The sequence below is a fragment of the Yoonia sp. R2331 genome (assembly GCF_041103235.1).
Lineage (GTDB): Bacteria > Pseudomonadota > Alphaproteobacteria > Rhodobacterales > Rhodobacteraceae > CANMYO01.
Map to the genome: position 1 here is coordinate 1,031,290 of NZ_JBGCUN010000001.1, position 20,857 is coordinate 1,052,146.

The following is a 20,857-nucleotide window of genomic DNA, read 5'->3' on the forward strand; positions in this document are numbered from 1 at the left end:
CAAAGCTCAGAACAGAAAATCGCCCGCGTCGAGTGCGCTCGCAGCAAAACCCGTCAATCGGATCGAATTGTCGCCGACCGTGATCACCGCGTCCCCATTGTCTTGGGTCAAATGGTTGTTCACCAAATCACCAAACCCCGTGATGGCCGCGACATCCCTGAGGTTGATCTTTTCATTGTTGTTGTCGCTGAAGTCCGAGATGACATCATGACCAAAACCGCTGCGGAACACGAATGTATCGCCGCCTGTGCCGCCGGACATCGCATCATCACCGCGATCGCCAAAGATCACATCGGAACCGCCGCCGCCCACCATGTTATCGTCCCCGTGACCGCCGCGCATGTTGTCATTGCCGCTGCCGCCACGGATGTCGTCATTGCCTTTGTTGCCACGCATGCTGTCGTTGCCATTGTCGCCACGCAATGTGTCATCGCCTTGCCCGCCGCGCAGGTCATCATTGCCGCCGCCGCCGCTCAGGTCGTCATCACCGGCACCACCAATCATAAGATCTTCGCCGCCGCCGCCGATGGCGGTTTCCGCCAATGCCCCGCCGCGAAAGATGTCATCATCGGACCCCATGGCGATCTCACCATTCACAAACCCGCCGCCGCGCCCGTCATAAAGGTCTTCGCCTGCCGCAAACAGAATATCGCCTTCGACGATGCCGGTGTTGTAGAAATGCAGAGAGGATTCAAACGTCGGATTGAAACCCAAGGCGTTATCTGAAATCCCGCTACTGGTTGCATTCAGCACAGCAATGGTGCCGCCCGTTGTCGGGTTCGTGTCTGCCAGGATCGTGCCGTGGTTGTGGACTGTCGCCAAACCCGATTGGGACATCGCGACGGCTGCGGCAAATGGGATGCTTGTGTCTGTGCCTTGCCGGTTTGATCCGCCCTGGACCACGCCGGTCTGGGTGATCGTCGCTTCATAGTCTGCGGCAAAGTTGAAGAGCCCGTTGTCGCCACCAAAAACATAACCCGCAACATTGACCCTGTTCCCGGCACCCGTGCTGACGATGCCGTCATCGGTGGCATAGACCGAACCGGTTTGCGTGACGGTGATCAGATCGTTCCCGTTAAGAAAGAGCCCGTCACTGGATGATCCTGAGGCCGAAGAAACGGTCCCGGCAACCGATAACTGGCCTGGGCTGGTGCTGCCGCTGAAAGTAATCCCGCCAGACACCGTCGCGGTCGTCGCGACGATCCGATGGATGTCATCGCTGATGCTGATCGAGGTGTTGGTTCCGGTAATGAGTTCAGGCATGAAAATACTCCTTTACAAATTGACATCGCTCACCGGCGATCGGCGTAAAAAAGTGGCCGATCGCCGCTGAACTTAAACACGATTAGGGTAACGCCTCGAGTGATTTTACCCTAATCCAAAATGGGGTTTGGCAACAAATTGCCGGTCCTTGCCGGATAGTACAGCAAGCGCGCGCTTTAGATCCCCAGCGCCAACGCCCCCAAAGCCAGAACCGCGGGCAGGCTTTGCACCAGCAACACACGCTTGCCCATTGTCGTGGCGGCATAGGCCCCGGCAACGATCACACAGGCCAAAAGAAAGGCAACCATCGGTGTGTTGCCAGTGGCTGCGCCAAAAATCAGTCCCACGGCCAGAAAGGCGTTATAAAGCCCCTGATTGGCGGCCATCACCTTGGTCTCTGCGGCCATTTCCGCCGTGGTGCCAAAGATTGCCCGGGTGCGCGGGTGTTCCCAGCGGACCATTTCGAGCAAAGTGAAATAGAGATGAATCGCCGCCACTACCAGCGTCAGGATTGTCGCAATCATCGCTGCTCCTCCTTTGGTCGCCTAGACCTGTCCGCCTGAAATCTGAATGCACTGTCCGTTGATGCTCCGCGCCCCGTCGGAACAGAGCCACATCGCGGCAGAGGTTGTCTCGTCTACCTCCAGCAGCCGCTGATGCCGGTTGCCTTTGGCGATAGCTTTGATCGCGCCTGCCTCATCGATGTCAAAACGGCGCATCAGCCCGGGAATCTGATTTTGCACGATGTCGGTGTCCACGTAACCCGGACAGATCGCGTTGAACGTGATCGCACTGCGCATGTATTCCTCTGACAGGCCCCGGATCAGCCCGATCACGCCGTGCTTGGTGACAGTGTAGGGGATCGCCCCTTTGAGACCTCGCACCCCGGCGATAGAGGAAATGACGATCATCCGCGCCGCCGCATCAGGGGCGAGCGTTGCCATCGCGGCCTGAAACGTCAGAAACACACCATCAAGATTGATCTGCATGGTACGCCGCCAATCAGCAAGGCTCAGACCGGCAAAAGCGCCACCTTCAGCGATGCCCGCATTGGCCACGCAAATTTCAACCGGGCCGCGCGCCGCTGCGGCGCTGGCGATCCCGTCCCGCACCGATGCCTCGTCCGCCACATCCATCTGCAAAGCGTGCAAGCGTGGGCTGCTGGCGGCGACACCTTCAAGCACATCCAGACGCCGCCCGGTGATCGTGACTTCCGCGCCGCTTGCGGCCAACGCCTCTGCAATACCGCGCCCGATGCCGGTTCCGCCGCCGGTCACCAGCGCATGTTTCCCGCTGTGGTCCATGATGCCCCCTTGATTGTGGTCAGACTACCGGGTGACAGCGCGCGAGCAAGGGGGCATGGTGACCCACATGAAATGGATTGATCTGCCGCCGATTTGGCTATTGGCCTTTGCCGTTCTGACATGGTTCAGCCAGAGCGTCGTGACACTTGCCTTACCCAAATGGCTTGGCACCGTGTTGGTCTGCGTCGGCCTTGCCCTGATGCTGGCCGCGATCTGGGAAATGCAGCGCAAGCGCACAACCGTGATCCCGCATATGCAACCGCGTGTGCTGGTCGATACCGGCATCTTTGCGTACAGCCGAAACCCGATTTATCTGGGCGATGCACTAATTCTGGCAGGGCTGGCCCTACGCTGGGACGCGCCTATCGGTCTGTTGCTGGTGCCGGTCTTCATGTGGGTCATCCACACACGGTTTATCACCGCCGAAGAGGCGCGCCTGCGTACAGCGTTCGGCCCGGCCTTTGATGCCTATGCAGCAATTACCCGGCGCTGGGTTTAGCGCTAACACCGCCGGGATACGTTGGCCCTCTCTTGTGAAACATTGTTCAGCGCGATAACCAACCGCCAAAGCTGACCGTCTAAGGGGGATCCTTCGTGAAAATCGGTGCGCCAAAAGAAGTATTTGAGGGCGAAGCCCGCGTCGCGATGACGCCCGCTTCTGCAAAAGACCTGCAAAAGCTGGGGCATGAATGCCTGATCGAAACCGGGGCCGGGGCGCTCGCCGGTTTCAGCGACGCAGACTATAAAGCGGCGGGCGTCAAGGTTGTCAAAACCGCCGCAGCCCTTTTCAAAGAGGCGGATACCGTTGCCAAGGTCCGCGCGCCTTCTGACACCGAAATGAAGCGCCTGCGCGATGGTCAGACGCTGATTTCCTTCTTCTCGCCAGTTGCGGACGAAGCCAAGATGAAGGCCGCCGCCAAGAAAGGCACCACGGTCATCGCGATGGAGATGATCCCGCGTATCAGCCGCGCCCAGAAGATGGATGCGCTGTCCTCGATGGCAAATATCGCAGGCTACCGCGCCGTGATCGAGGCGGGCAACAACTTTGGTCGCTTCTTCACCGGTCAAATCACCGCCGCAGGTAAAGTACCACCGGCCAAGGTGCTGGTTGTGGGCGCAGGGGTGGCTGGATTGGCCGCGATTGGCACATCCACGTCGCTGGGTGCCGTGACACTGGCCTTTGACGTGCGTCCCGAAGTGGCCGAACAGGTCGAAAGCATGGGGGCAGAGTTTGTCTACCTCGACTTCGAGGAAGAACAGCAGGATGGGGCCGCAACTGGTGGCTATGCTTCGGTTTCCTCACCAGAATTCCGCGAAGCTCAGCTTGCCAAATTCCGGGAATTGGCTCCAGAAGTCGACATCGTCATAACCACGGCGCTGATCCCGAACCGCGAAGCGCCAGAGCTTTGGACCGAAGATATGGTCAAGGCGATGAAGCCCGGCTCGGTCATCGTCGACCTGGCTGCGGAAAAGGGCGGCAACTGCAAACTGACCGTCGCGGACGAAAAGATCGTCACCGACAACGGTGTGACAATCATCGGCTACACCGACTTCCCCAGCCGGATGGCAACACAAGCATCGACCCTTTACGCCACCAACATCCGTCACCTGATGACCGACCTGACGCCGGAAAAAGACGGCGTTGTGGTGCACAACATGGAAGACGACGTGATCCGGGGCGCGACCATCGCGCACGAAAAGGCAATCACCTTCCCGCCGCCACCGCCCAAGGTTGCTGCAATCGCGGCTCAGCCCAAGGCAGAGGTCAAGGAACTGACGCCAGAAGAAATCCGCGCCAAGGAAGTCGCGGACTTCAAACAGCAAACCCGCAATCAGGTCACGCTTTTGTCCGTCGGTGCGGCGGCGCTCTTGCTGGTCGGCCTTGTGGCCCCGGCGAGCTTTATGCAGCACTTCATCGTGTTCGTGCTGGCGGTCTTTGTCGGCTTCCAGGTGATCTGGGGCGTGGCGCACAGCCTGCACACGCCGCTCATGGCGGTTACAAACGCGATCTCGTCGATCATCATTCTAGGTGCCTTGATGCAGATCGGGTCCGGATCATGGCTGGTGATGATCCTGGCCGCACTCTCGGTCTTTATGGCTGGGATCAATATTTTCGGTGGCTTCATGGTAACACGGCGGATGCTCGCCATGTTCCAGAAGTCCTAAGGGGGAAGTACAATGGATTTCGGTTTTACAACAGCGGCCTATGTCGTCGCGGCCGTGCTTTTCATCTTCTCGCTTGGCGGGTTGTCTGGTCAGGAAAGCGCCAAGCGCGCGGTCTGGTATGGCATCGTGGGCATGGCATTGGCCGTGGTCGCCACGCTGCTGGGGCCGGGAGCTGGCCTCTGGCTGATGTCGCTGATCCTGATCGCCGGTGGTGGTTTCATCGGGATGCAGCTGTCACAGCGCGTACAAATGACCCAAATGCCCGAACTGGTTGCTGCCATGCACAGCCTTGTAGGCCTTGCAGCGGTCTTTGTGGGCCTGAACGCGCATATTGAGATCGGGCGGGTGGCTGCAGCCTTTGCTGCCGCTGACCTGCCATTCCCGCAGTTGGACTATGGCACCCTGACCGGGGCCGCCAAGGAAACGGCACGCGAATTCCGGGGCTTTGCGGCGATTGTCGCCAAGAAAACCGGGGTCGAAATTAACATCCTGCGCGTCGAATTGGTGCTGGGTATCTGGATCGGTGCCGTGACCTTTACCGGCTCTGTCATCGCCTACGGCAAACTGGCGGGCCGCGTCAGCTCTTCTGCGGAAAAGCTGCCCGGTGGGCATCTGCTGAACATCGCGGCGGCGACAGTCTCGGTTGTCTGTCTGATCTGGTATCTGGGCTCTGGCGGTTTCCTGCCGCTGTTGCTGCTGACGCTGGCCGCACTGTTCATCGGCTACCACCTGATCATGGGGATCGGCGGCGCTGATATGCCTGTCGTGGTGTCGATGCTGAACAGCTACTCTGGCTGGGCGGCTGCGGCCATCGGCTTTAGCCTTGGCAATGACCTGTTGATTGTTGTGGGCGCGCTGGTCGGCTCGTCCGGTGCGATCCTATCCTACATCATGTGTAAGGCGATGAACCGGTCCTTTGTGTCTGTGATCCTGGGCGGCTTTGGTGGCCCCGCAGGAGAGCAGATGGCCGTGGAGGGCGAACAGGTGGCAATTGACGCCGACGGCGTGGCCACCGCGCTGAACGAAGCCGACAGCGTCATCATCATCCCCGGTTACGGGATGGCGGTCGCACAGGCGCAGACAGCTGTGGCCGAGCTGGTCCGCAAGCTGCGCGCGCAGGGCAAGAACGTGCGCTTTGCGATCCACCCGGTCGCTGGCCGCTTGCCGGGCCACATGAACGTGCTGCTGGCCGAGGCCAAAGTGCCCTATGACATCGTGATGGAGATGGACGAGATCAACGACGACTTCCCCGACACGGACGTCGCCATTGTGATCGGGTCCAATGACATCGTGAACCCTGCGGCACAGGACGATCCCAACAGCCCAATCGCTGGCATGCCAGTGCTGGAATGCTGGAAGGCCAAGCAAGTGTTCGTGTCCAAGCGCGGGCAGGGGACCGGCTATTCCGGCATCGAAAACCCGCTGTTCTTCAAGGACAACACACGGATGTTCTACGGCGATGCGAAGGCGTCATTGGACAGCCTGCTGCCCAAGATCGACTGATCCGCAAACGGGTTTGTTGCCTGTTGCGCGCAAAATCAGAAACGCCCGGTCAATCCGACCGGGCGTTTCGCGTCTTTGGCGGAAAACAAATATAGATCAATGCTTTGGGGCATCCGAAACGCTTTGTTTCCTTGCAACGCCGGACGACCCTCTACATCGTCCCTAAAGTTGTTGGATGATGTAAAGGCTTGACGATGAAACTGATGGTTCCAGCGATTGCTTTGACGGTGATGTGCGCCTGCGGTGGCACGGGCACACCGGTCACGGTGCAAACAGTGGACAGTTTTCTGGACCGCCAAGCCGAGGGGAAGCGGTTAGTCCGAGATCTGCCGCGCTTTGGCACCACCTTCGCTGCCATGCCGACAACCGGCAGCGCCAGCTTTTCGGGCGTGGCCGGACTGATCATCGATCCGGTAGCGGCAACCGATGCCGACGACGTCGCTATCATCGGTGACGCGCGCCTCACCGCGCAGTTTGCAGGCAATGGGCGCGTCACAGGCACAATTGACAACATGATCGGCGCGCAGGGCACAAATCGCAGCAATGCCAGCGTTTTTGACGTGGATGGCGTGATCCGGATCGGCAGCATCGGCAGTTCGATTGGCCCTGATCCCGACGATCCGATCGACCCCAATCAGTTCCTCGCGGAGTATCGTGGTATTCTGACAACCCCCGACGACCGCTATAGCATTTCGGGCGTGATGCTTGGGCGCTTTCTGGGCACCGACCCCAGCCGTCCGGGTCGCCCAATGAAGGGGCTGACAGCATTGGATGAAAACGGGTTCTCGCTCGACAGCGATGGCGACGACGCGCCGGTCACCCTCGAGATTGTGGCGGTAATCGACTAGGGTTGGACCTCTGCCCATCTGCCTGGGGTGATCCCCTCAAGCGACCAATCACCCACTGACCACCGCACCAGTCGCAGCGTGGGAAACCCCACATGCGCCGTCATCCGTCGCACCTGCCGGTTGCGCCCCTCGCGCAGGGTAACGCGCAGCCAGCGATCCGGCACCGATTTGCGAAACCGCACTGGCGGGTCGCGGTCCCACAGGGCAGGGGGATCAATCAGCTGCACCTGTGCGGGTCGGGTCGGCCCATCCTTTAACGTCACACCGTCCCTCAGGGGTTGCAGATCGACGTCCGTTGGCGCGCCTTCGACCTGCACGAGATAGGTCTTGTCGGCCTTGAACCTTGGGTCCGCGATCTGTGCCTGCAATCGGCCATTGTCGGTCAACACCAGCAGCCCCTCACTGTCCCGATCCAACCGGCCCGCGGGATAAACCGCTGGCACATCAACGTATTGCGACAGCGTGGGCCGCGGCGACGGGCTGCGCGCGTCGGTGAATTGCGACAGCACACCAAAGGGTTTGTTGAACAAGATCACGCGGGTCATGGCCCGTGCCTAGCCCGATCTGCGGACCAAGGTCCACGTCGAAAGCGCAGCCATTCGAGTTGATTTCGCCCACGGTATACCATTGTACGCGGCTAACTATTTATAAATGAACAATTTTTTCTTGCTTGGCGGACTTTTGACGTTAGGTTCACCCCCAACACGTCATCAAGGGGCCAGACATGCCACCGATTGCCGACCACCCACTTCGCTATGCGATGGCCAATGAATTGCACGCGCGGCCCTTCCCAAATGTGCAAGCGCCCAGCCGTGCCGCCTATCTGGCGATCAAGCCTGCGGAAAACGCCGCAGGCCGTGACCGCGATGCCGACCGTGCGCATCTGATTGCCTTGCTGGACCGTTTCGGCGCGCAGCACCCGCAACCCGGTGCCACGCATTACTCTGGCCAGATCGGCAAGCACACGATGAAGTGGGAAAGCCATACAGAGTTTGTCACCTACACTGTCTTTGGCGAGGGGTTGGCCGAGCGCCCGTTTGATGCGGGCACCTTTGGTGTCTTCCCACAAGACTGGCTTGACGAAGCGCCGGGAACGCGCGTCACCTCTGCGCTGATCCGGGTCGAAGTGGCCGAAGGCGATGAAGGGATCACTGACAAGGTCAAGGATTGGTTCGTGCCCGAAAGCCTTGCGATTAGCCGGGTGCTGGATGATGAACTGATCGTGGCGGCCGATTTTCGCATTGATGAAGGCGGGCACATGCGGTTTGCGGTTTTTGCGCGGCCCCAGACCGGCAGCCGCCGGGTTGGCCGCGTCTTGCAACGGCTGTGCGAAATCGAAACCTACAAGGCGATGTCGATGCTGGGCCTCAGCCGCGCGCGAAAGCTGTCGCCGCAGATGGGCGAGATGGACAAGCGCCTCACGGGATTGCTCAGCCGGATGAGTGGCGCGCCCAGCGACCCCGCCGAGGTGCTGCAAGAACTGTTGGAAGTGTCGGCCAATCTGGAAAACATCGCAGCCCAGGCCAGTTTCCGGTTCGGGGCTACCAAGGCCTATGAACAGATCGTGCACCAACGCATTTCCGTGCTGCGCGAGGAACGGTTTCGGGGCCGCCAGACCTTTGCGGAGTTCATGATGCGGCGCTTTGATCCTGCGATGCGAACGGTCGAGGCGACAGAGGCGCGGCTGCGCACCATGTCCGACCGGGCGTTGCGGGCGGGCAATTTGCTGCGGACGCGGGTTGATGTGGAACGTTCGGCCCAGAACCAGAACCTGCTGGAAAGCATGGACAAGCGGGCCGATCTGCAGTTGCGCCTGCAACGCACGGTCGAGGGGCTGTCGGTTGTGGCGATCAGCTATTACGCCGTCAGTCTGGTGCTTTACATGACCGGACCGGTCGAAAAAGCCTTTGGCATCTCAAAAACCTTGATGGCCGCTGGCGTGACACCAATTGTGCTGTTGTTGGTCTGGTTAATGGTCCAGCGCATCCGCAAGCATCTGGACTAGGGCAGGTGGGCCGATTGCCGGTTCTAAGCCACAGACAGGTTGAGAGTTAGAACGACAAACTCTGCCGGGCGCAGAGGTGCAAAGCCGACGTGGCAAATCAGCCGCCCGTTATCCAGATCGGCTTGAGTCATGGTCTCGCCAAGACCAACCCTGACGAAAAACGCATCAGACGCTTTGCTGCCCTGAAATGCCCCTTCGCGCCACAAGCTGTTCAGAAAGGCATCGATATCGCGACGGATGGATTTCCAGGTGTTGGCGTCATTGGGCTCAAAGACTGCCCACTGCAGCCCCTTGTGCAATGAGGACTTTAACAGCAGCGCAAACCGCCGCACGGGCACATAGCGGTAGTCAATGTCGCCACCCAACGTACGCGCGCCCCAGATTGCCGGACCGATGTCGCTGATCATGCGCAGGCTGTTCACCGAAGGGCCAGCGCCGCCGCCAGTCAACGCGGCATGGTCCATTTCCGTCAGGTCGGTGGCAAACCCCGTCACGCCGCGCAGCGCGACCCCGGCAGGGGCCTTCCACACGCCGCGTGTGCTATCGGTCTGAGCCATAGCCCCGGCCACCGCGCCGCCGGGGGGCGCATAACGCAGCTGCGTCTTGATCTGCGACAGCGCTGCCGCAACCTCGGCATATTCGACCGCTAAACCGTTCAAAATCGCAAGCAGTTCGGCCGGGTCCTGCGTGCTGGCCCGCGATAGCATTTCAGTGGCATCAGGGCGGGGCCCGGCGGCTTCGACCACGCGCTGTAGTGCGGCAACCCCGGCGGTGTCCAGGACAAAACCGGGATCTGTGCCTGCGGGCGCAAGCCATGGGTAATAGGCCGCACCAAAGCTGGGGTCGCGGCCATCAACCATGGTGTGAAAGCCGGTCAGCCTCCCTGTGATTACGTCGTGATCGGGGTCGCGATCGCGCGCCTTGTGGCCCTTGTGCACATCAATGAGGGCAAAGCGGTCGCCGTGCGTTTCACAATGGTTGAGCGTGCTTTTCAGCAACCGCGCGTAGTTCTTGCGCGACAACAGCACCGCATCGGGGATGTTGACGATTCGGATGTCAGACCGCTCGTTCAGCCTCTTCAATCCGCTGCGCAACACTTTGCGGCGTTTGCGAACAGGGGCGAATGGCGTGCCATAGTCACCAACCGAGACGATCACACAGACACTGCCGCCGTTTGTGAAAAATTGCGCCACCGCGTGATAAAGATAGAACCGGCTATCCTTGCGCAGCCGCGCGGTCAGCGCTCCACCGCCGTTGTCCAGATCTACAGCCAACGTGGCGGGACCGCCAAAGGTGGCCTCGTAGTCTGCCAGCGACGTGATCCGAATGGGCGCAAGGTGTGGCCCCGTTTCCGTATGACCGATCAGGCCAGTGACATCCGTGCGCACAGCGCCGATTGTGCGCGCGCCAGAGGGCACCTCTTCGATATAGACACCCGGGGCAAGCGGTTGTTCCGGCATCCTGCACCTTTGGTTTGCGAGGGCGGAACTATTGCCCTCTGATCCGGGGATCAAGCGCGTCGCGCAAACCGTCCCCGATGTAATTGACCGACAATACGGTCAGTGAAATCGCAAGACCGGGCCAGACCACACGCTCTGGAAATGCGGTCATCCGGTCGACGCTATCAAACAGAATTTTCCCCCAGGTGGGGAAATCCGATGGAAAGCCAAGCCCCAGAAAGGACAGCGCACTTTCGGTGATGATTGCCGTTGCCAGCCCCAGCGTGGCGCTAACCATGATCGGCGACATGACATTGGGCAAAAGGTGCCGTGTGATCATCCGCCGGGCAGGGGTGCCGATGGACCGGGCGGCCAGAACGAACTCGCGTTCCTTGATCGCCATCACATCGCCCCGCACGATCCGTGCAGTCTGCATCCAGCTTGTGATCCCGATACCCGTCACGATCAGAATGAAGATGCCTTGTTCCGGTCCAAAGGCTGCGCGCAAGGGATCGCGGAACAGCAGCATCATCACGAGCAGAAGCGGCAGGATTGGCAGCGACAGCACCAGATCGGTGAACCGCATCAGCAGGCCGTCCAAACGCCGGAAATACCCCGCAAGCACACCGATAAACGTGCCAATCAACACCGCCAGGATCATCGCGGTCCAGCCCACGGCCAGCGAAATCCGCCCGCCCTGCATGGTATTGGCCATGATGTCGCGGCCCAGATGATCGGTCCCCATCGGTCGGGCCCAGCTTGTCTTGGCGTCGCTATCGAAAATCGCCATGTAAATCGGCCGCACGTCCTTGTTGCGAATGTCCAACTTGCCGGGGTCTACATCCCAAACCATCGGACCAAAGGCGCAAAAGAGGGTAATGAAAATCAGGAACCCCAGCCCCATGACAGCACCCTTGTGCGTCTTGAACTGGTCCCAGACATCCAGCCATTGATTGCGCGGCTTTGTCAGCTCTTCCACAGCGGTATCGACGGCTTGATCAGTCATAGCGGATCCTCGGGTCCAGAATGCCGTAAAGGATATCGGCAATCAGGTTCATCATCACGATCAGCACCGCCAGCAGGAAGGTGATCGTCATCACCATCGGGATATCAGAGCCCTGCAGTGCGATAATCAGAAGCTGGCCCAGACCGTTCACCTTGAAAATCTGCTCGGTGATAATCGCACCGCCAAAGATGCTGGGGATCCCCAGCGCGATCACGGTAATCACCGGGATCATCGAATTCCGCAGCACGTGCTTTAGGACCACGACGCTCTCCGTCATGCCTTTCGCGCGGGCGGTGCGCACATAGTCCTGCCCCAGATTGTCCAGCATCGAGGCGCGCATATAGCGGCTGACCTGTGCCGTGGTCTGCAGGGCCAGCACCATCACCGGCATCACCATCTGTTGCAGCTGCACTTTGAAGGTCGCCCATGAATTGACCACATGGGTCGTGTCATAAATCGACGGCAGCCAGCCCAGTTGCACCGAAAAGATGACGATCAGGACAACTCCGGAAAAGAATGGCGGCACGGAAAAGCCGATCATCGACACGAAGGTGCCGACATTGTCGAAAACCGAATACTGCCGGTAGGCGCTGATGATGCCGATGGGCAGGGCGATCAGCACGCCGACGACATAGGACATGCCCACGACCCACAGGGTCTGGGGCATCCGCTCTGCAATCGTGTCAAAGACCGGGCTGCGGGACTGAAAGCTGATGATCCGCTGCGCGCCATCGGCGAAATTGGTGCCAAAGGCACCGTCGATCCAATATTGTGGCTCTACTATAAAGAACTGCTTGAGCCACAGCGGAAAGCGCACCCACCACGGCTCACCCAGTCCCAATGCAAGGCGCATCTTTTCCTTCACCTCGGGCGGAATGGTCAGTGGCATCTGCGCCATCGGGTCGCCCGGGGCGAGCTCCAGCAACATGAAAATGACAAACGCAATGAACAAAAGCGTCGGGATCGACAAAAGCAATCTACGGATGGTGTAGGTCAGCATCAGCGGCGCCTTGGTTCAGTGGTTTGGTCGGTGCGGGGTCGGATGGGCATTGCTGCCCACCCGTATGGTTTGGGGTAGGCCGGGGTTTACCCCGGCACCACCTTGATCACTCGGTGCGATACCAGTCAGCGACGTTCCACAGCTCTGAATCCCACGTGTTCAGGATCACACCACCAAGGGTGTTGGCGTGGGCCGACACACGACCGCGATCAACAAGCGGAACGATGGTCATGCTGTCTTTGGTCAGCATGTCGTTCATCGCACGAGCAATCTCGCCGCGCTTGTCAAGGTCAGCGGTCTGTGCCAATTCGTCGATCATCGCGTCGTATGCAGGATCGCAGAAGCGGTTGATGTTTTCACCCTGCCACTGGCTGTCAGGCTTCGGCTCGTTGCCACAGCGATAGGCCGCCAGATAGGCTTGTGGGTCGGTGCCGTCAAAGTTGTTGGCGTACATTTCCACGTCCGCATAGAACTTCTGGAAGGTGTCAGGCGAACCCGGATCACCACCAAAGAACACGGATGCATCAATGTTGCGCAACTCGGTTTCAACACCGATTTCGCTCCACCATTCCTTGATCAGCGCCTGGAAGTCCTGACGGACGGCGTTGGTCGAGGTCTGGTACAGGATGCGCAGTTCAACACCATCCTTTTCGCGGATGCCATCACCGTTGCTATCAACCCAGCCGGCTTCTTCCAGCATCGCGTTCGCACCGGCGATATCCTGTGTCAGGCAGCCGGTGTTGTCGGATGCATAGATCGCAGGTCCGGGGACAAGGTTACAGGTCGGACGACCGGCCTGACCATAGCCCACTTCAACCAGCAATTCGCGGTCAATCGCCATGGACAGCGCTGTACGCACGGCCTGATCGCTCAGGAATGGATGTGGCTCTGCCACGGTCGACCGAACGCCTTCGGGCAGATCAGGCGATGGGTTGGTCAGGTTCATTTCCAGACGCTCAACCAATGTGCCGAATGCAGAGACCGGCGTGCCGACGCCTGCGGCTGCCATGGAAGAGATGACATCAGGTGCCAGCTGCAGGTTCCAGGCATAGTCAAACTCGCCCGTTTCCAGAACCGAACGGCCAGCAGCAGTTGCGTCACCACCGCCTTTGAACGTCAGCGAAGCGAAAGCAGGCTTGCCTTCTTCGCGGAAGTTCTCGTTCGCAACACCGGTCCACACGTCATTGGTGCGGAATTCGGTGACAACAAAAGGGCCCGTGCCGATAGGCATAAAGTTGGCGTCGGTACACTCAGGTGCTTTGGCGCCCATGCAGTCCGCGAACTGAGCGGCCTGAATGATCGGCGACTGACCACCCATGAAGGGGCCGTAGGGGTTTGGTGTTGGCTTATCAAATGTCACCGTGACGGTCAGATCGTCCACAATGGACACATCCGTGACACCGTCAAACTTTGCGCCCTGTGCGCAGCCGCCTTCGGGGTCCATGCAATAGTCAGCTGTGAACTTGACGTCGGTCGAGGTGACAGGTGTGCCATCGGACCAGACCAGCCCCTCTTTCAGCTTCCAGGTGATCTGGGTCAGGTCCTCGGACACGCCGCCATTGGCAACGGTCGGGATTTCTGCGGCCAGATAGGGGATCAGCGCGCCGGTTTCGTCATACCGACCCAGCGGCTCGATCACGAGGCTGGCAGCTTCAATTTCCTTTGTGCCGCCAGACAGGTAGGGGTTCAGGATTGATGGCGCTTGCCAATAGATGATCTTCAGCTCGCCGTCGCGGCCCCGCTCACCTTCGTGACCGTCGGCATAGGCCATCGGCGCAAGGGCAAGCGACGCGGCAGCGCCAAGCATTGCTGTTTTGAGTTTCATTATCCATTCTCCTTGTTGGACGCTCTTGAAGCCTCGGTTCCTGCGGTTTGGCCCGCAGTGTCATTGTATAGGTGGCAGGCGACAAAGCGCCCGGGCTGAACCTCGTATGTGGCGGGCTCAGCTTGTTTGCAGATATCCATGACCGCCGGGCAACGGGTGCAGAAATTGCAGCCTTTGGGCGGGTTTGACGGACTTGGCACATCCCCTTGCAGGATGATCCGTTCGCGCGTGCTGGCCAGCGCCGGATCGGGTTCGGGCACCGCAGACAGCAGCGCCTTGGTGTAGGGGTGTAACGGGTCGGAATAAAGGCTTTCACGGGGGGACAATTCCACCACCTTGCCCAGATACATCACCGCAACCCGTGTCGCGATATGGCGCACCATCGACAGATCGTGGCTGATAAACAAATAGGTCAGGCCGAATTTTTCCTGCAGGTCTTCCAGCAGGTTCACCACCTGCGCCTGAATGGACACATCCAGCGCTGCTATCGGCTCATCACAGACGATAAATTTAGGGTTCAGCGCCAGAGCGCGGGCAATCCCGATCCGCTGACGTTGGCCGCCTGAAAAGGCATGTGGATAACGCTTGGCAAATTTTCGGTTCAGCCCGACCGCATCCATCAGCTCGGCCACTTTTTCGCGTTTTTCCGCCTCGGACATGGTGCTGTGTTCGTCCAGCGGTTCCTTGATGATCGCCTCGACCGTCATGCGCGGGTTCAGGCTGGCCTGCGGGTCTTGAAACACCATCTGCATGGTGGGCCGCATGGTGCGCAGGTCCGGCTGCGGCACATCGCCAATCTCACGCCCGTCAATGCTGATCTGACCGCTGGTAATGTCATAAAGCCGCAGCACCGCGCGCCCGCAGGTCGACTTGCCACAGCCGCTTTCGCCGACAAGGCCCAGCGTCTCGCCCTCAAAAACGTCAAAACTGACGCCGTCAACGGCCTTTACCTCTCCCACGCGGCGTCGGAACAGGCCGGCGTAGATCGGGAAATGCATCTTAAGGTCGCGCACGCTGACCAATGGGGCAGGGGGTCGATCCAGCATCACATCTCTTCCGCGTGGAAACAGGCGACATCATGGCCTTCGCCCACGTCATATCGGCGCGGGTTTTCCTTGGCGCATCGGTCAAATGCGGCGTCACACCGATCAAGGAACGGGCAGGCCATTGGCGCACCCGCCAAAATCGGCGGCTGGCCTTCAATGATTGTCAGCCGCTTTTCGCGTGTGCCAGAAATCTTGGGGATCGTTGTGAGCAGCGCCTTGGTGTAGGGGTGCCCGGGGTTGCCGAACAATTCGCGCACAGGCGCATGTTCGACCACTTGGCCACCATACATGACCATCACACGGTCAGCGATACCCGCAATCACGCCAAGGTCATGGGTGATCCAGATCACCGCCATGCCCAGCTTGTCGCGCAACTCTTTCATCAATTCCAGAATCTGCGCCTGAATGGTCACATCCAGCGCCGTTGTCGGTTCATCCGCGATCAGCACCTTGGGATCACAGGCCAGCGCTATGGCAATCATCACCCGCTGCCGCATCCCACCTGAAAACTGGTGCGGGTAGTCCTGCAGGCGTTGGGCCGCATCAGGAATGCCGACCAGCTCCAGCAGTTCCTTGGCACGCACTGCGGCCTGCTTTTTGGTCATGCCCATATGCTTGCGCAACGGTTCGGCCAACTGCATGCCAACGGTAAAAACCGGGTTGAGCGATGTCATCGGATCCTGAAACACAAACCCGATCTTGCCGCCACGCACCGCGCGCAATCCTTCGGGATCAAGCTGCAACAAATCCTTGCCATCAAATGTCACAGTTCCGCCGCGCACATCCGCAGGCGGAGAGGGCAACAGCCCCAGCAGCGACATCATCGTGACCGATTTTCCCGACCCGCTTTCGCCCACGACGCCCAGCAACTCACCGGGGCGCAGGTCGAACGACACGTCATTCACGGCATGCACTTCGCCGCCTCGTGTCTGGAATACAGTTTTGAGATCCCGGACATCCAGGACAGGCAGCGCCCCATCGGGCATGAACGCACCTCCCAAGTGGTTCAGACGATTGTTATATTTGCATCCGTCGTTGCGCGGACTTGCAATGCGGTTCACGCTAACACGGAAATTCAGACCCGCAAGCCATTTCCACATTGCGTTGATCTGCCCTTACGGCAAGACTGGTGTGGCGCTGGTTTCTGCATCACCCTGCAAGCGTTTTCAGCCCTTGAGATATTGGACATGCCCATGCCACTGACCGCCCGTGACCTCATGGACCGCCTTGTCGGATTCCCGACCGTCAGCCGCGACAGCAACCTCGAATTGATCGACTTTGTCGCGGATTATTTGGATGGATTCGGTATCAAATCGGTGCGTGTCCCCAATGAAGACGGAACCAAGGCGGCCCTTTACGCACATGTGGGGCCAGACGTGGATGGCGGCGTGGTCCTGTCGGGCCACACCGATGTCGTGCCGGTGGATGGGCAGGCATGGGACACCGATCCTTTCACCGTGACCGAAAAGGATGGCAAGCTCTTCGGGCGCGGCACCTGCGATATGAAAGGCTTTGACGCACTGGCTTTATCCGCCGTGCCGTTGGCCTTGGAATGCGGCCTTAAACGTCCGCTGCAAATCGCGCTCAGCTACGACGAAGAGGTCGGGTGCCTTGGTGCGCCACCAATGATCGACCACATGGTTGCCCACGGCATGCCGCGTGCCGATACCGTGCTGGTGGGCGAACCCTCGATGATGAAAGTCGTGACCGGCCACAAGGGCGGCATAGGCTACAATATGCACTTTCAGGGTTTCGAGGTGCATTCCTCGATCGCCTATCAAGGCGTTTCTGCGATCATGATGGCCGCCAAGCTGATTGACTGGGCCAATCAGGTGAACGCCGAGAATGCAGCGCAGACGCCTAACACCCTGTCCGCCCCTTTTGATCCACCTTACACAACCTTGCACGTGGGCCAGATCACCGGCGGTACCGCCCATAATATCACCGCCAAAGACTGCCACTTTGGCTTTGATTTCCGCCTTGTCCCCGGCGATGACATTGCGCAATGGAAGGCGCGGTTTGACGCGAAAATTGCCGAACTCGCAGCCGAGATGAAAGCAATCCGACCAGAGGCTGGCATCACGGCCACGCAGTACTTTGGCCTGCCGGGCCTTGTGCCAGAGGATATGGGAAGTGCCGAAGAACTCGCCCGGCGTCTGACCGGCGACAATTCCCAAAACGTGGTGAGCTACGGAACAGAGGCGGGCCAATTTCAGGAACGCGGATATTCGGCTGTGGTCTGCGGTCCCGGTGACATTGCACAGGCGCATCAGCCTAACGAGTTCATCACCGTCGACCAGTTTCAGCAGGGCGAGGCGTTTATCGCCCGTCTGGTGGATACGCTCGCCGCATGATCACCGCCGCCACTGCCATCGAACATCGCGCGACCTTGCCGCGTCAGGCTGATGTCGTGGTGATTGGCGGTGGCATCATTGGTGTCATGACCGCGTGGGAAGCGACCAAGGCAGGGCACAAGGTGGTGCTGCTGGAAAAGGGCCGGATCGCAGGCGAACAATCCAGCCGCAACTGGGGCTGGATTCGCGCGCAGGGTCGCGACATCGCAGAACTGCCAATTGCGCTTGAAGCGCAAGCCATGTGGCCCGGTTTGGAAGAGGTCACCAGCGGTTTCGGCTTGCGCCAGACCGGCACGCTCTACCTTGCCAAAGACACCACGGAAATGGACCGCTACGCCAAGTGGTTGGAACAGGCGGCGCCATATCAAGTTTCCTCGCGCATCCTGAACGCAAATGACGTCGCCACCATGCTACCGGGGGCAGGGCGGTCATGGGCAGGCGCGCTTCATACGCCAACCGACATGCGGGCAGAACCCTGGCAGACCGTCCCGGCACTCGCACGGGCCGCCGTGCGCGATGGCGTCAAGGTGATCGAAAACTGTGCCGTGCGCCTGTTGGACATCTCAGCCGGGCACGTGAAAGGCGTGGTCACAGAAAAGGGCCGGATCGCCGCCGATGCTGTTGTCTTGGCAGGCGGTGCATGGTCATCGCTGCTGTTACGTCGCCACGGTGTAAGCATCCCGCAACTCTCGGTCCGGGCGACCGTTGCCCAAACCGAACCCATGGCCGAACTTGCCAATCTGGGCGGCGCGGTCGACAACCGGCTGGCATGGCGTCGGCGCGAAGATGGCGGCTACACCTTGGCCCCCGAAGGCTTTCACGAACTCTTTGTAGGCCCCGACGCCTTTCGCGCCTTCACCCGATTTGCACCTCAATTGCTCAAAGACCCGCTTGGAACGCGCCTGTTGCCTGCAGCGCCGCGCGGCTACCCGGATGCTTGGCGGACACCGCGCCGTTGGTCTGGCGATGACCCCAGCCCGTTCGAGGCGATGCGCGTCCTCGACCCATCCCCCAACCGCGCCAAAGTTGCCAAGCTGGCGCGCGATTTCACGGCGACATTCCCGGCATTGGGTCCAACCCGGATCAAGCGTGCCTGGGCGGGGCTAATCGACACGTTGCCTGACGTGGTGCCGATCGTGGATACATGCGCGGCACTCCCCGGCCTCACGATCTGCACGGGCATGTGCGGCCACGGCTTTGGCATCGGCCCCGCCTTTGGCCGCATTGCCGCCGCCCTCGCGACCGGCACCGACCCCGGACACGATCTGTCCCGCTTCCGTCTCGCCCGGTTCACCGATGGCAGTGCGTTGTCGCTTGGTCCCAACCTCTGATCTTCTTCTGGCCACAATAATACCGGCAAAGGCCGCCCTGCGACCGGAGGGCAGAGCCCCTGTTCGTTTGCCAAAGAGACACTATGTTGTCCGCAAAGGAGACCCAGACCAATGCCCGTCAAAAATCGCTTCGCCGAACTTCTGCCTGACCTCACCGCGATCCGCCGTGACCTGCACGAAAACCCCGAAATTCTGTTCGACACCCACCGCACCGCGCAAATCGTGGCCGACAAACTGGCGGAATACGGTGTCGATGAGGTCACAACCGGCATTGGCCGCACGGGCGTGGTGGGCGTGATCAAAGGCAAGACCAATACTTCGGGCCGCACTATCGGGCTGCGCGCGGATATGGACGCCTTACCGATCCACGAGCAAACAGGGCTGCCTTATGCCTCCAAAACAGACGGGGCGATGCACGCCTGCGGCCACGACGGCCACACCACGATGCTGTTGGGGGCCGCGCAATACCTTGCCGAAACCCGCAACTTCGACGGCACCGTTGTTGTCATCTTCCAACCTGCCGAAGAAGGCGGCGGCGGCGGTCGCGAGATGTGCGAAGATGGATTGATGGACCGCTGGTCCATTGATGAAGTCTACGGCATGCACAATTGGCCCGGACGCCCCGTCGGCGACTTCGCGATCCGCCCCGGTGCGTTCTTCGCCGCCGCCGACCAGTTTGAAATCGTGGTCGAGGGCAAGGGCGGTCACGCTGCCAAACCACAAGAAACTGTTGATACCACTGTGATGGCCAGCCACATGGTGGTGGCCTTTCAAACCATCGCCAGCCGCAACGCTGATCCGGTTGAACAGGTCGTTGTCTCGGTCACCAGCTTTGAAACCTCATCCAAGGCCCACAACGTCATCCCGCAGACTGTCAAACTGCGCGGCACTGTGCGCACCCTTTCGCCTGCGATCCGTGACCTTGCCGAAAGGCGCCTGTCAGAGATCGCCACCGGCATCGCCGCGACATTCGGTGGCACCGCAACGGTCGACTACCTGCGCGGCTATCCGGTGATGATTAACTCGGATGAACAAACCGCCTTTGCCGCAGAAGTGGCAAAATCCGTCTCTGGCCAATGCGATACCGCACCTCTTGTGATGGGCGGAGAGGACTTTGCCTTCATGCTCGAAGAGCGTCCCGGCGCCTATATCCTGGTGGGTAACGGCGACGGCGCATCGGTCCACCACCCCGAATACAACTTCAACGACGAAGCCATCCCAGCGGGCTGTTCTTGGTGGGCCGAAGTGGTTGAACAACGCCTGCCAGCCAGCTAGGAAGGCCGCGCAACCACAAATTGAAAGTTGAACATGTTGAAAGCTTTATCCGTAGCCGCTGCCCTGTTTCTGATGGCAGCACCAGCGCAATCACAGGGCGTGGCTGTGAGTGAAAATTTCGGGTCACACACGATGAATTGGTCCAAGGGCGGTGCAGCCTACATGCGGTGGAAATCCGTAGAGATCGACGGGATTGTGCACCTGTGTGGAATTTATGCAAATCTGTCCAATGGCACGCGTACCAACCGCTTCAACCAGAAATTGATGCGTGAAGCGCGGATTACCAAAGACGGCGCGACTATTTTGCGAAATCTGTCGTTCTTCTCAATCGCAAACCGCGCGCACGTAAACGAAGAGTTGATCGGTCAAGTCGCCAATTGCCGCTCGACGGGGCAAACGGTCGAACAACTCGGTGGGCTTGGTGGTTTTTCCATCTCATTCCGCCAGGGGCGCTACCGGCTGTGACCCCTTCGGGTGTCTCTGTTAGCCGAT

19 protein-coding genes are annotated in these 20,857 nt (G+C 59.8%); 9 read left to right on the forward strand and 10 right to left on the reverse strand.

Features of this window, described 5'->3' with window-relative positions; all coding sequences use genetic code 11:
* Positions 1 to 6 precede the first annotated feature (6 nt).
* The 3 genes from AB3Y40_RS05185 to AB3Y40_RS05195 form a co-directional block, all read right to left on the reverse strand.
* Positions 7 to 1,263: a calcium-binding protein gene (locus tag AB3Y40_RS05185; protein WP_369437729.1), complete on the reverse strand. Its 1,257-nt coding sequence runs from the start codon at positions 1,261 to 1,263 to the stop codon at positions 7 to 9.
* Positions 1,264 to 1,439: 176 nt separating this feature from the next.
* Positions 1,440 to 1,787: a DUF1304 domain-containing protein gene (locus AB3Y40_RS05190; RefSeq protein ID WP_369437730.1), complete on the reverse strand. Its 348-nt coding sequence runs from the start codon at positions 1,785 to 1,787 to the stop codon at positions 1,440 to 1,442.
* Positions 1,788 to 1,808: 21 nt separating this feature from the next.
* The gene (locus AB3Y40_RS05195; protein WP_369437731.1) at positions 1,809 to 2,567 is read right to left on the reverse strand and encodes an SDR family NAD(P)-dependent oxidoreductase; all 759 of its coding nucleotides are present in this window, start codon (positions 2,565 to 2,567) and stop codon (positions 1,809 to 1,811) included.
* A 67-nt stretch (positions 2,568 to 2,634) separates the two neighbouring features.
* Between AB3Y40_RS05195 and AB3Y40_RS05200 the strand changes: the two genes are divergently transcribed.
* From AB3Y40_RS05200 to AB3Y40_RS05215, 4 genes are all read left to right on the forward strand, one after another.
* Complete coding sequence (locus tag AB3Y40_RS05200) at positions 2,635 to 3,066, forward strand: methyltransferase family protein (RefSeq protein ID WP_369437732.1); 432 nt, start codon at positions 2,635 to 2,637, stop codon at positions 3,064 to 3,066.
* A gap of 95 nt (positions 3,067 to 3,161) precedes the next feature.
* Positions 3,162 to 4,733, forward strand: coding sequence for a Re/Si-specific NAD(P)(+) transhydrogenase subunit alpha (locus AB3Y40_RS05205; protein ID WP_369437733.1), 1,572 nt, complete (start codon positions 3,162 to 3,164; stop codon positions 4,731 to 4,733).
* Between the two features lie 12 nt (positions 4,734 to 4,745).
* Positions 4,746 to 6,236, forward strand: coding sequence for an NAD(P)(+) transhydrogenase (Re/Si-specific) subunit beta (locus AB3Y40_RS05210; protein WP_369437734.1), 1,491 nt, complete (start codon positions 4,746 to 4,748; stop codon positions 6,234 to 6,236).
* 194 nt (positions 6,237 to 6,430) lie between these two features.
* Positions 6,431 to 7,084 carry a HupA family protein gene (locus AB3Y40_RS05215; RefSeq protein ID WP_369437735.1) on the forward strand — a complete coding sequence of 218 codons (654 nt, stop codon included), beginning with the start codon at positions 6,431 to 6,433 and terminating at the stop codon, positions 7,082 to 7,084.
* Here AB3Y40_RS05215 and AB3Y40_RS05220 read toward each other — a convergent pair.
* On the reverse strand, positions 7,081 to 7,629 hold the full coding sequence (locus AB3Y40_RS05220; RefSeq protein ID WP_369437736.1) for a pseudouridine synthase: 549 nt from the start codon (positions 7,627 to 7,629) through the stop codon (positions 7,081 to 7,083). The two genes, AB3Y40_RS05215 and AB3Y40_RS05220, sit on opposite strands and share 4 nt — an antisense overlap.
* Before the next feature lie 179 nt (positions 7,630 to 7,808).
* Between AB3Y40_RS05220 and AB3Y40_RS05225 the strand changes: the two genes are divergently transcribed.
* Positions 7,809 to 9,089: a DUF3422 family protein gene (locus AB3Y40_RS05225; RefSeq protein WP_369437737.1), complete on the forward strand. Its 1,281-nt coding sequence runs from the start codon at positions 7,809 to 7,811 to the stop codon at positions 9,087 to 9,089.
* A gap of 23 nt (positions 9,090 to 9,112) precedes the next feature.
* Here AB3Y40_RS05225 and AB3Y40_RS05230 read toward each other — a convergent pair whose 3' ends face one another.
* The 6 genes from AB3Y40_RS05230 to AB3Y40_RS05255 all read right to left on the reverse strand — a co-directional run bounded on the left by AB3Y40_RS05230 (position 9,113) and on the right by AB3Y40_RS05255 (position 16,391).
* Entirely contained in the window at positions 9,113 to 10,549 is a 1,437-nt protein-coding gene (locus AB3Y40_RS05230; RefSeq protein ID WP_369437738.1) for a phage tail sheath family protein, read from the reverse strand.
* A 28-nt stretch (positions 10,550 to 10,577) separates the two neighbouring features.
* Positions 10,578 to 11,534, reverse strand: a complete 957-nt coding sequence (locus AB3Y40_RS05235) for an ABC transporter permease (protein WP_369437739.1) — start codon at positions 11,532 to 11,534, stop codon at positions 10,578 to 10,580.
* Positions 11,527 to 12,534, reverse strand: coding sequence for an ABC transporter permease (locus tag AB3Y40_RS05240; protein WP_369437740.1), 1,008 nt, complete (start codon positions 12,532 to 12,534; stop codon positions 11,527 to 11,529). Before AB3Y40_RS05240 ends, AB3Y40_RS05235 begins: the two co-directional genes overlap by 8 nt.
* Positions 12,535 to 12,640: 106 nt before the next feature.
* On the reverse strand, positions 12,641 to 14,359 hold the full coding sequence (locus AB3Y40_RS05245; protein ID WP_369437741.1) for a peptide ABC transporter substrate-binding protein: 1,719 nt from the start codon (positions 14,357 to 14,359) through the stop codon (positions 12,641 to 12,643).
* A complete protein-coding gene (locus AB3Y40_RS05250) occupies positions 14,359 to 15,405 on the reverse strand; it encodes an ABC transporter ATP-binding protein (protein ID WP_369437742.1) in 1,047 nt (348 codons plus the stop codon). The genes AB3Y40_RS05245 and AB3Y40_RS05250 overlap by 1 nt, the downstream gene beginning before the upstream one ends.
* The gene (locus AB3Y40_RS05255) at positions 15,405 to 16,391 is read right to left on the reverse strand and encodes an ABC transporter ATP-binding protein (protein ID WP_369437743.1); all 987 of its coding nucleotides are present in this window, start codon (positions 16,389 to 16,391) and stop codon (positions 15,405 to 15,407) included. The genes AB3Y40_RS05250 and AB3Y40_RS05255 overlap by 1 nt, the downstream gene beginning before the upstream one ends.
* A 201-nt stretch (positions 16,392 to 16,592) precedes the next feature.
* Between AB3Y40_RS05255 and argE the strand changes: the two genes are divergently transcribed.
* From argE to AB3Y40_RS05275, 4 genes are all read left to right on the forward strand, one after another.
* Complete coding sequence (gene argE, locus AB3Y40_RS05260) at positions 16,593 to 17,759, forward strand: acetylornithine deacetylase (protein WP_369437744.1); 1,167 nt, start codon at positions 16,593 to 16,595, stop codon at positions 17,757 to 17,759.
* Complete coding sequence (locus tag AB3Y40_RS05265) at positions 17,756 to 19,090, forward strand: NAD(P)/FAD-dependent oxidoreductase (protein WP_369437745.1); 1,335 nt, start codon at positions 17,756 to 17,758, stop codon at positions 19,088 to 19,090. The genes argE and AB3Y40_RS05265 overlap by 4 nt, the downstream gene beginning before the upstream one ends.
* A 111-nt stretch (positions 19,091 to 19,201) precedes the next feature.
* Entirely contained in the window at positions 19,202 to 20,365 is a 1,164-nt protein-coding gene (locus tag AB3Y40_RS05270; RefSeq protein WP_369437746.1) for a M20 aminoacylase family protein, read from the forward strand.
* A gap of 33 nt (positions 20,366 to 20,398) precedes the next feature.
* Positions 20,399 to 20,830 carry a hypothetical protein gene (locus AB3Y40_RS05275; RefSeq protein ID WP_369437747.1) on the forward strand — a complete coding sequence of 144 codons (432 nt, stop codon included), beginning with the start codon at positions 20,399 to 20,401 and terminating at the stop codon, positions 20,828 to 20,830.
* Positions 20,831 to 20,857: the final 27 nt, after the last annotated feature.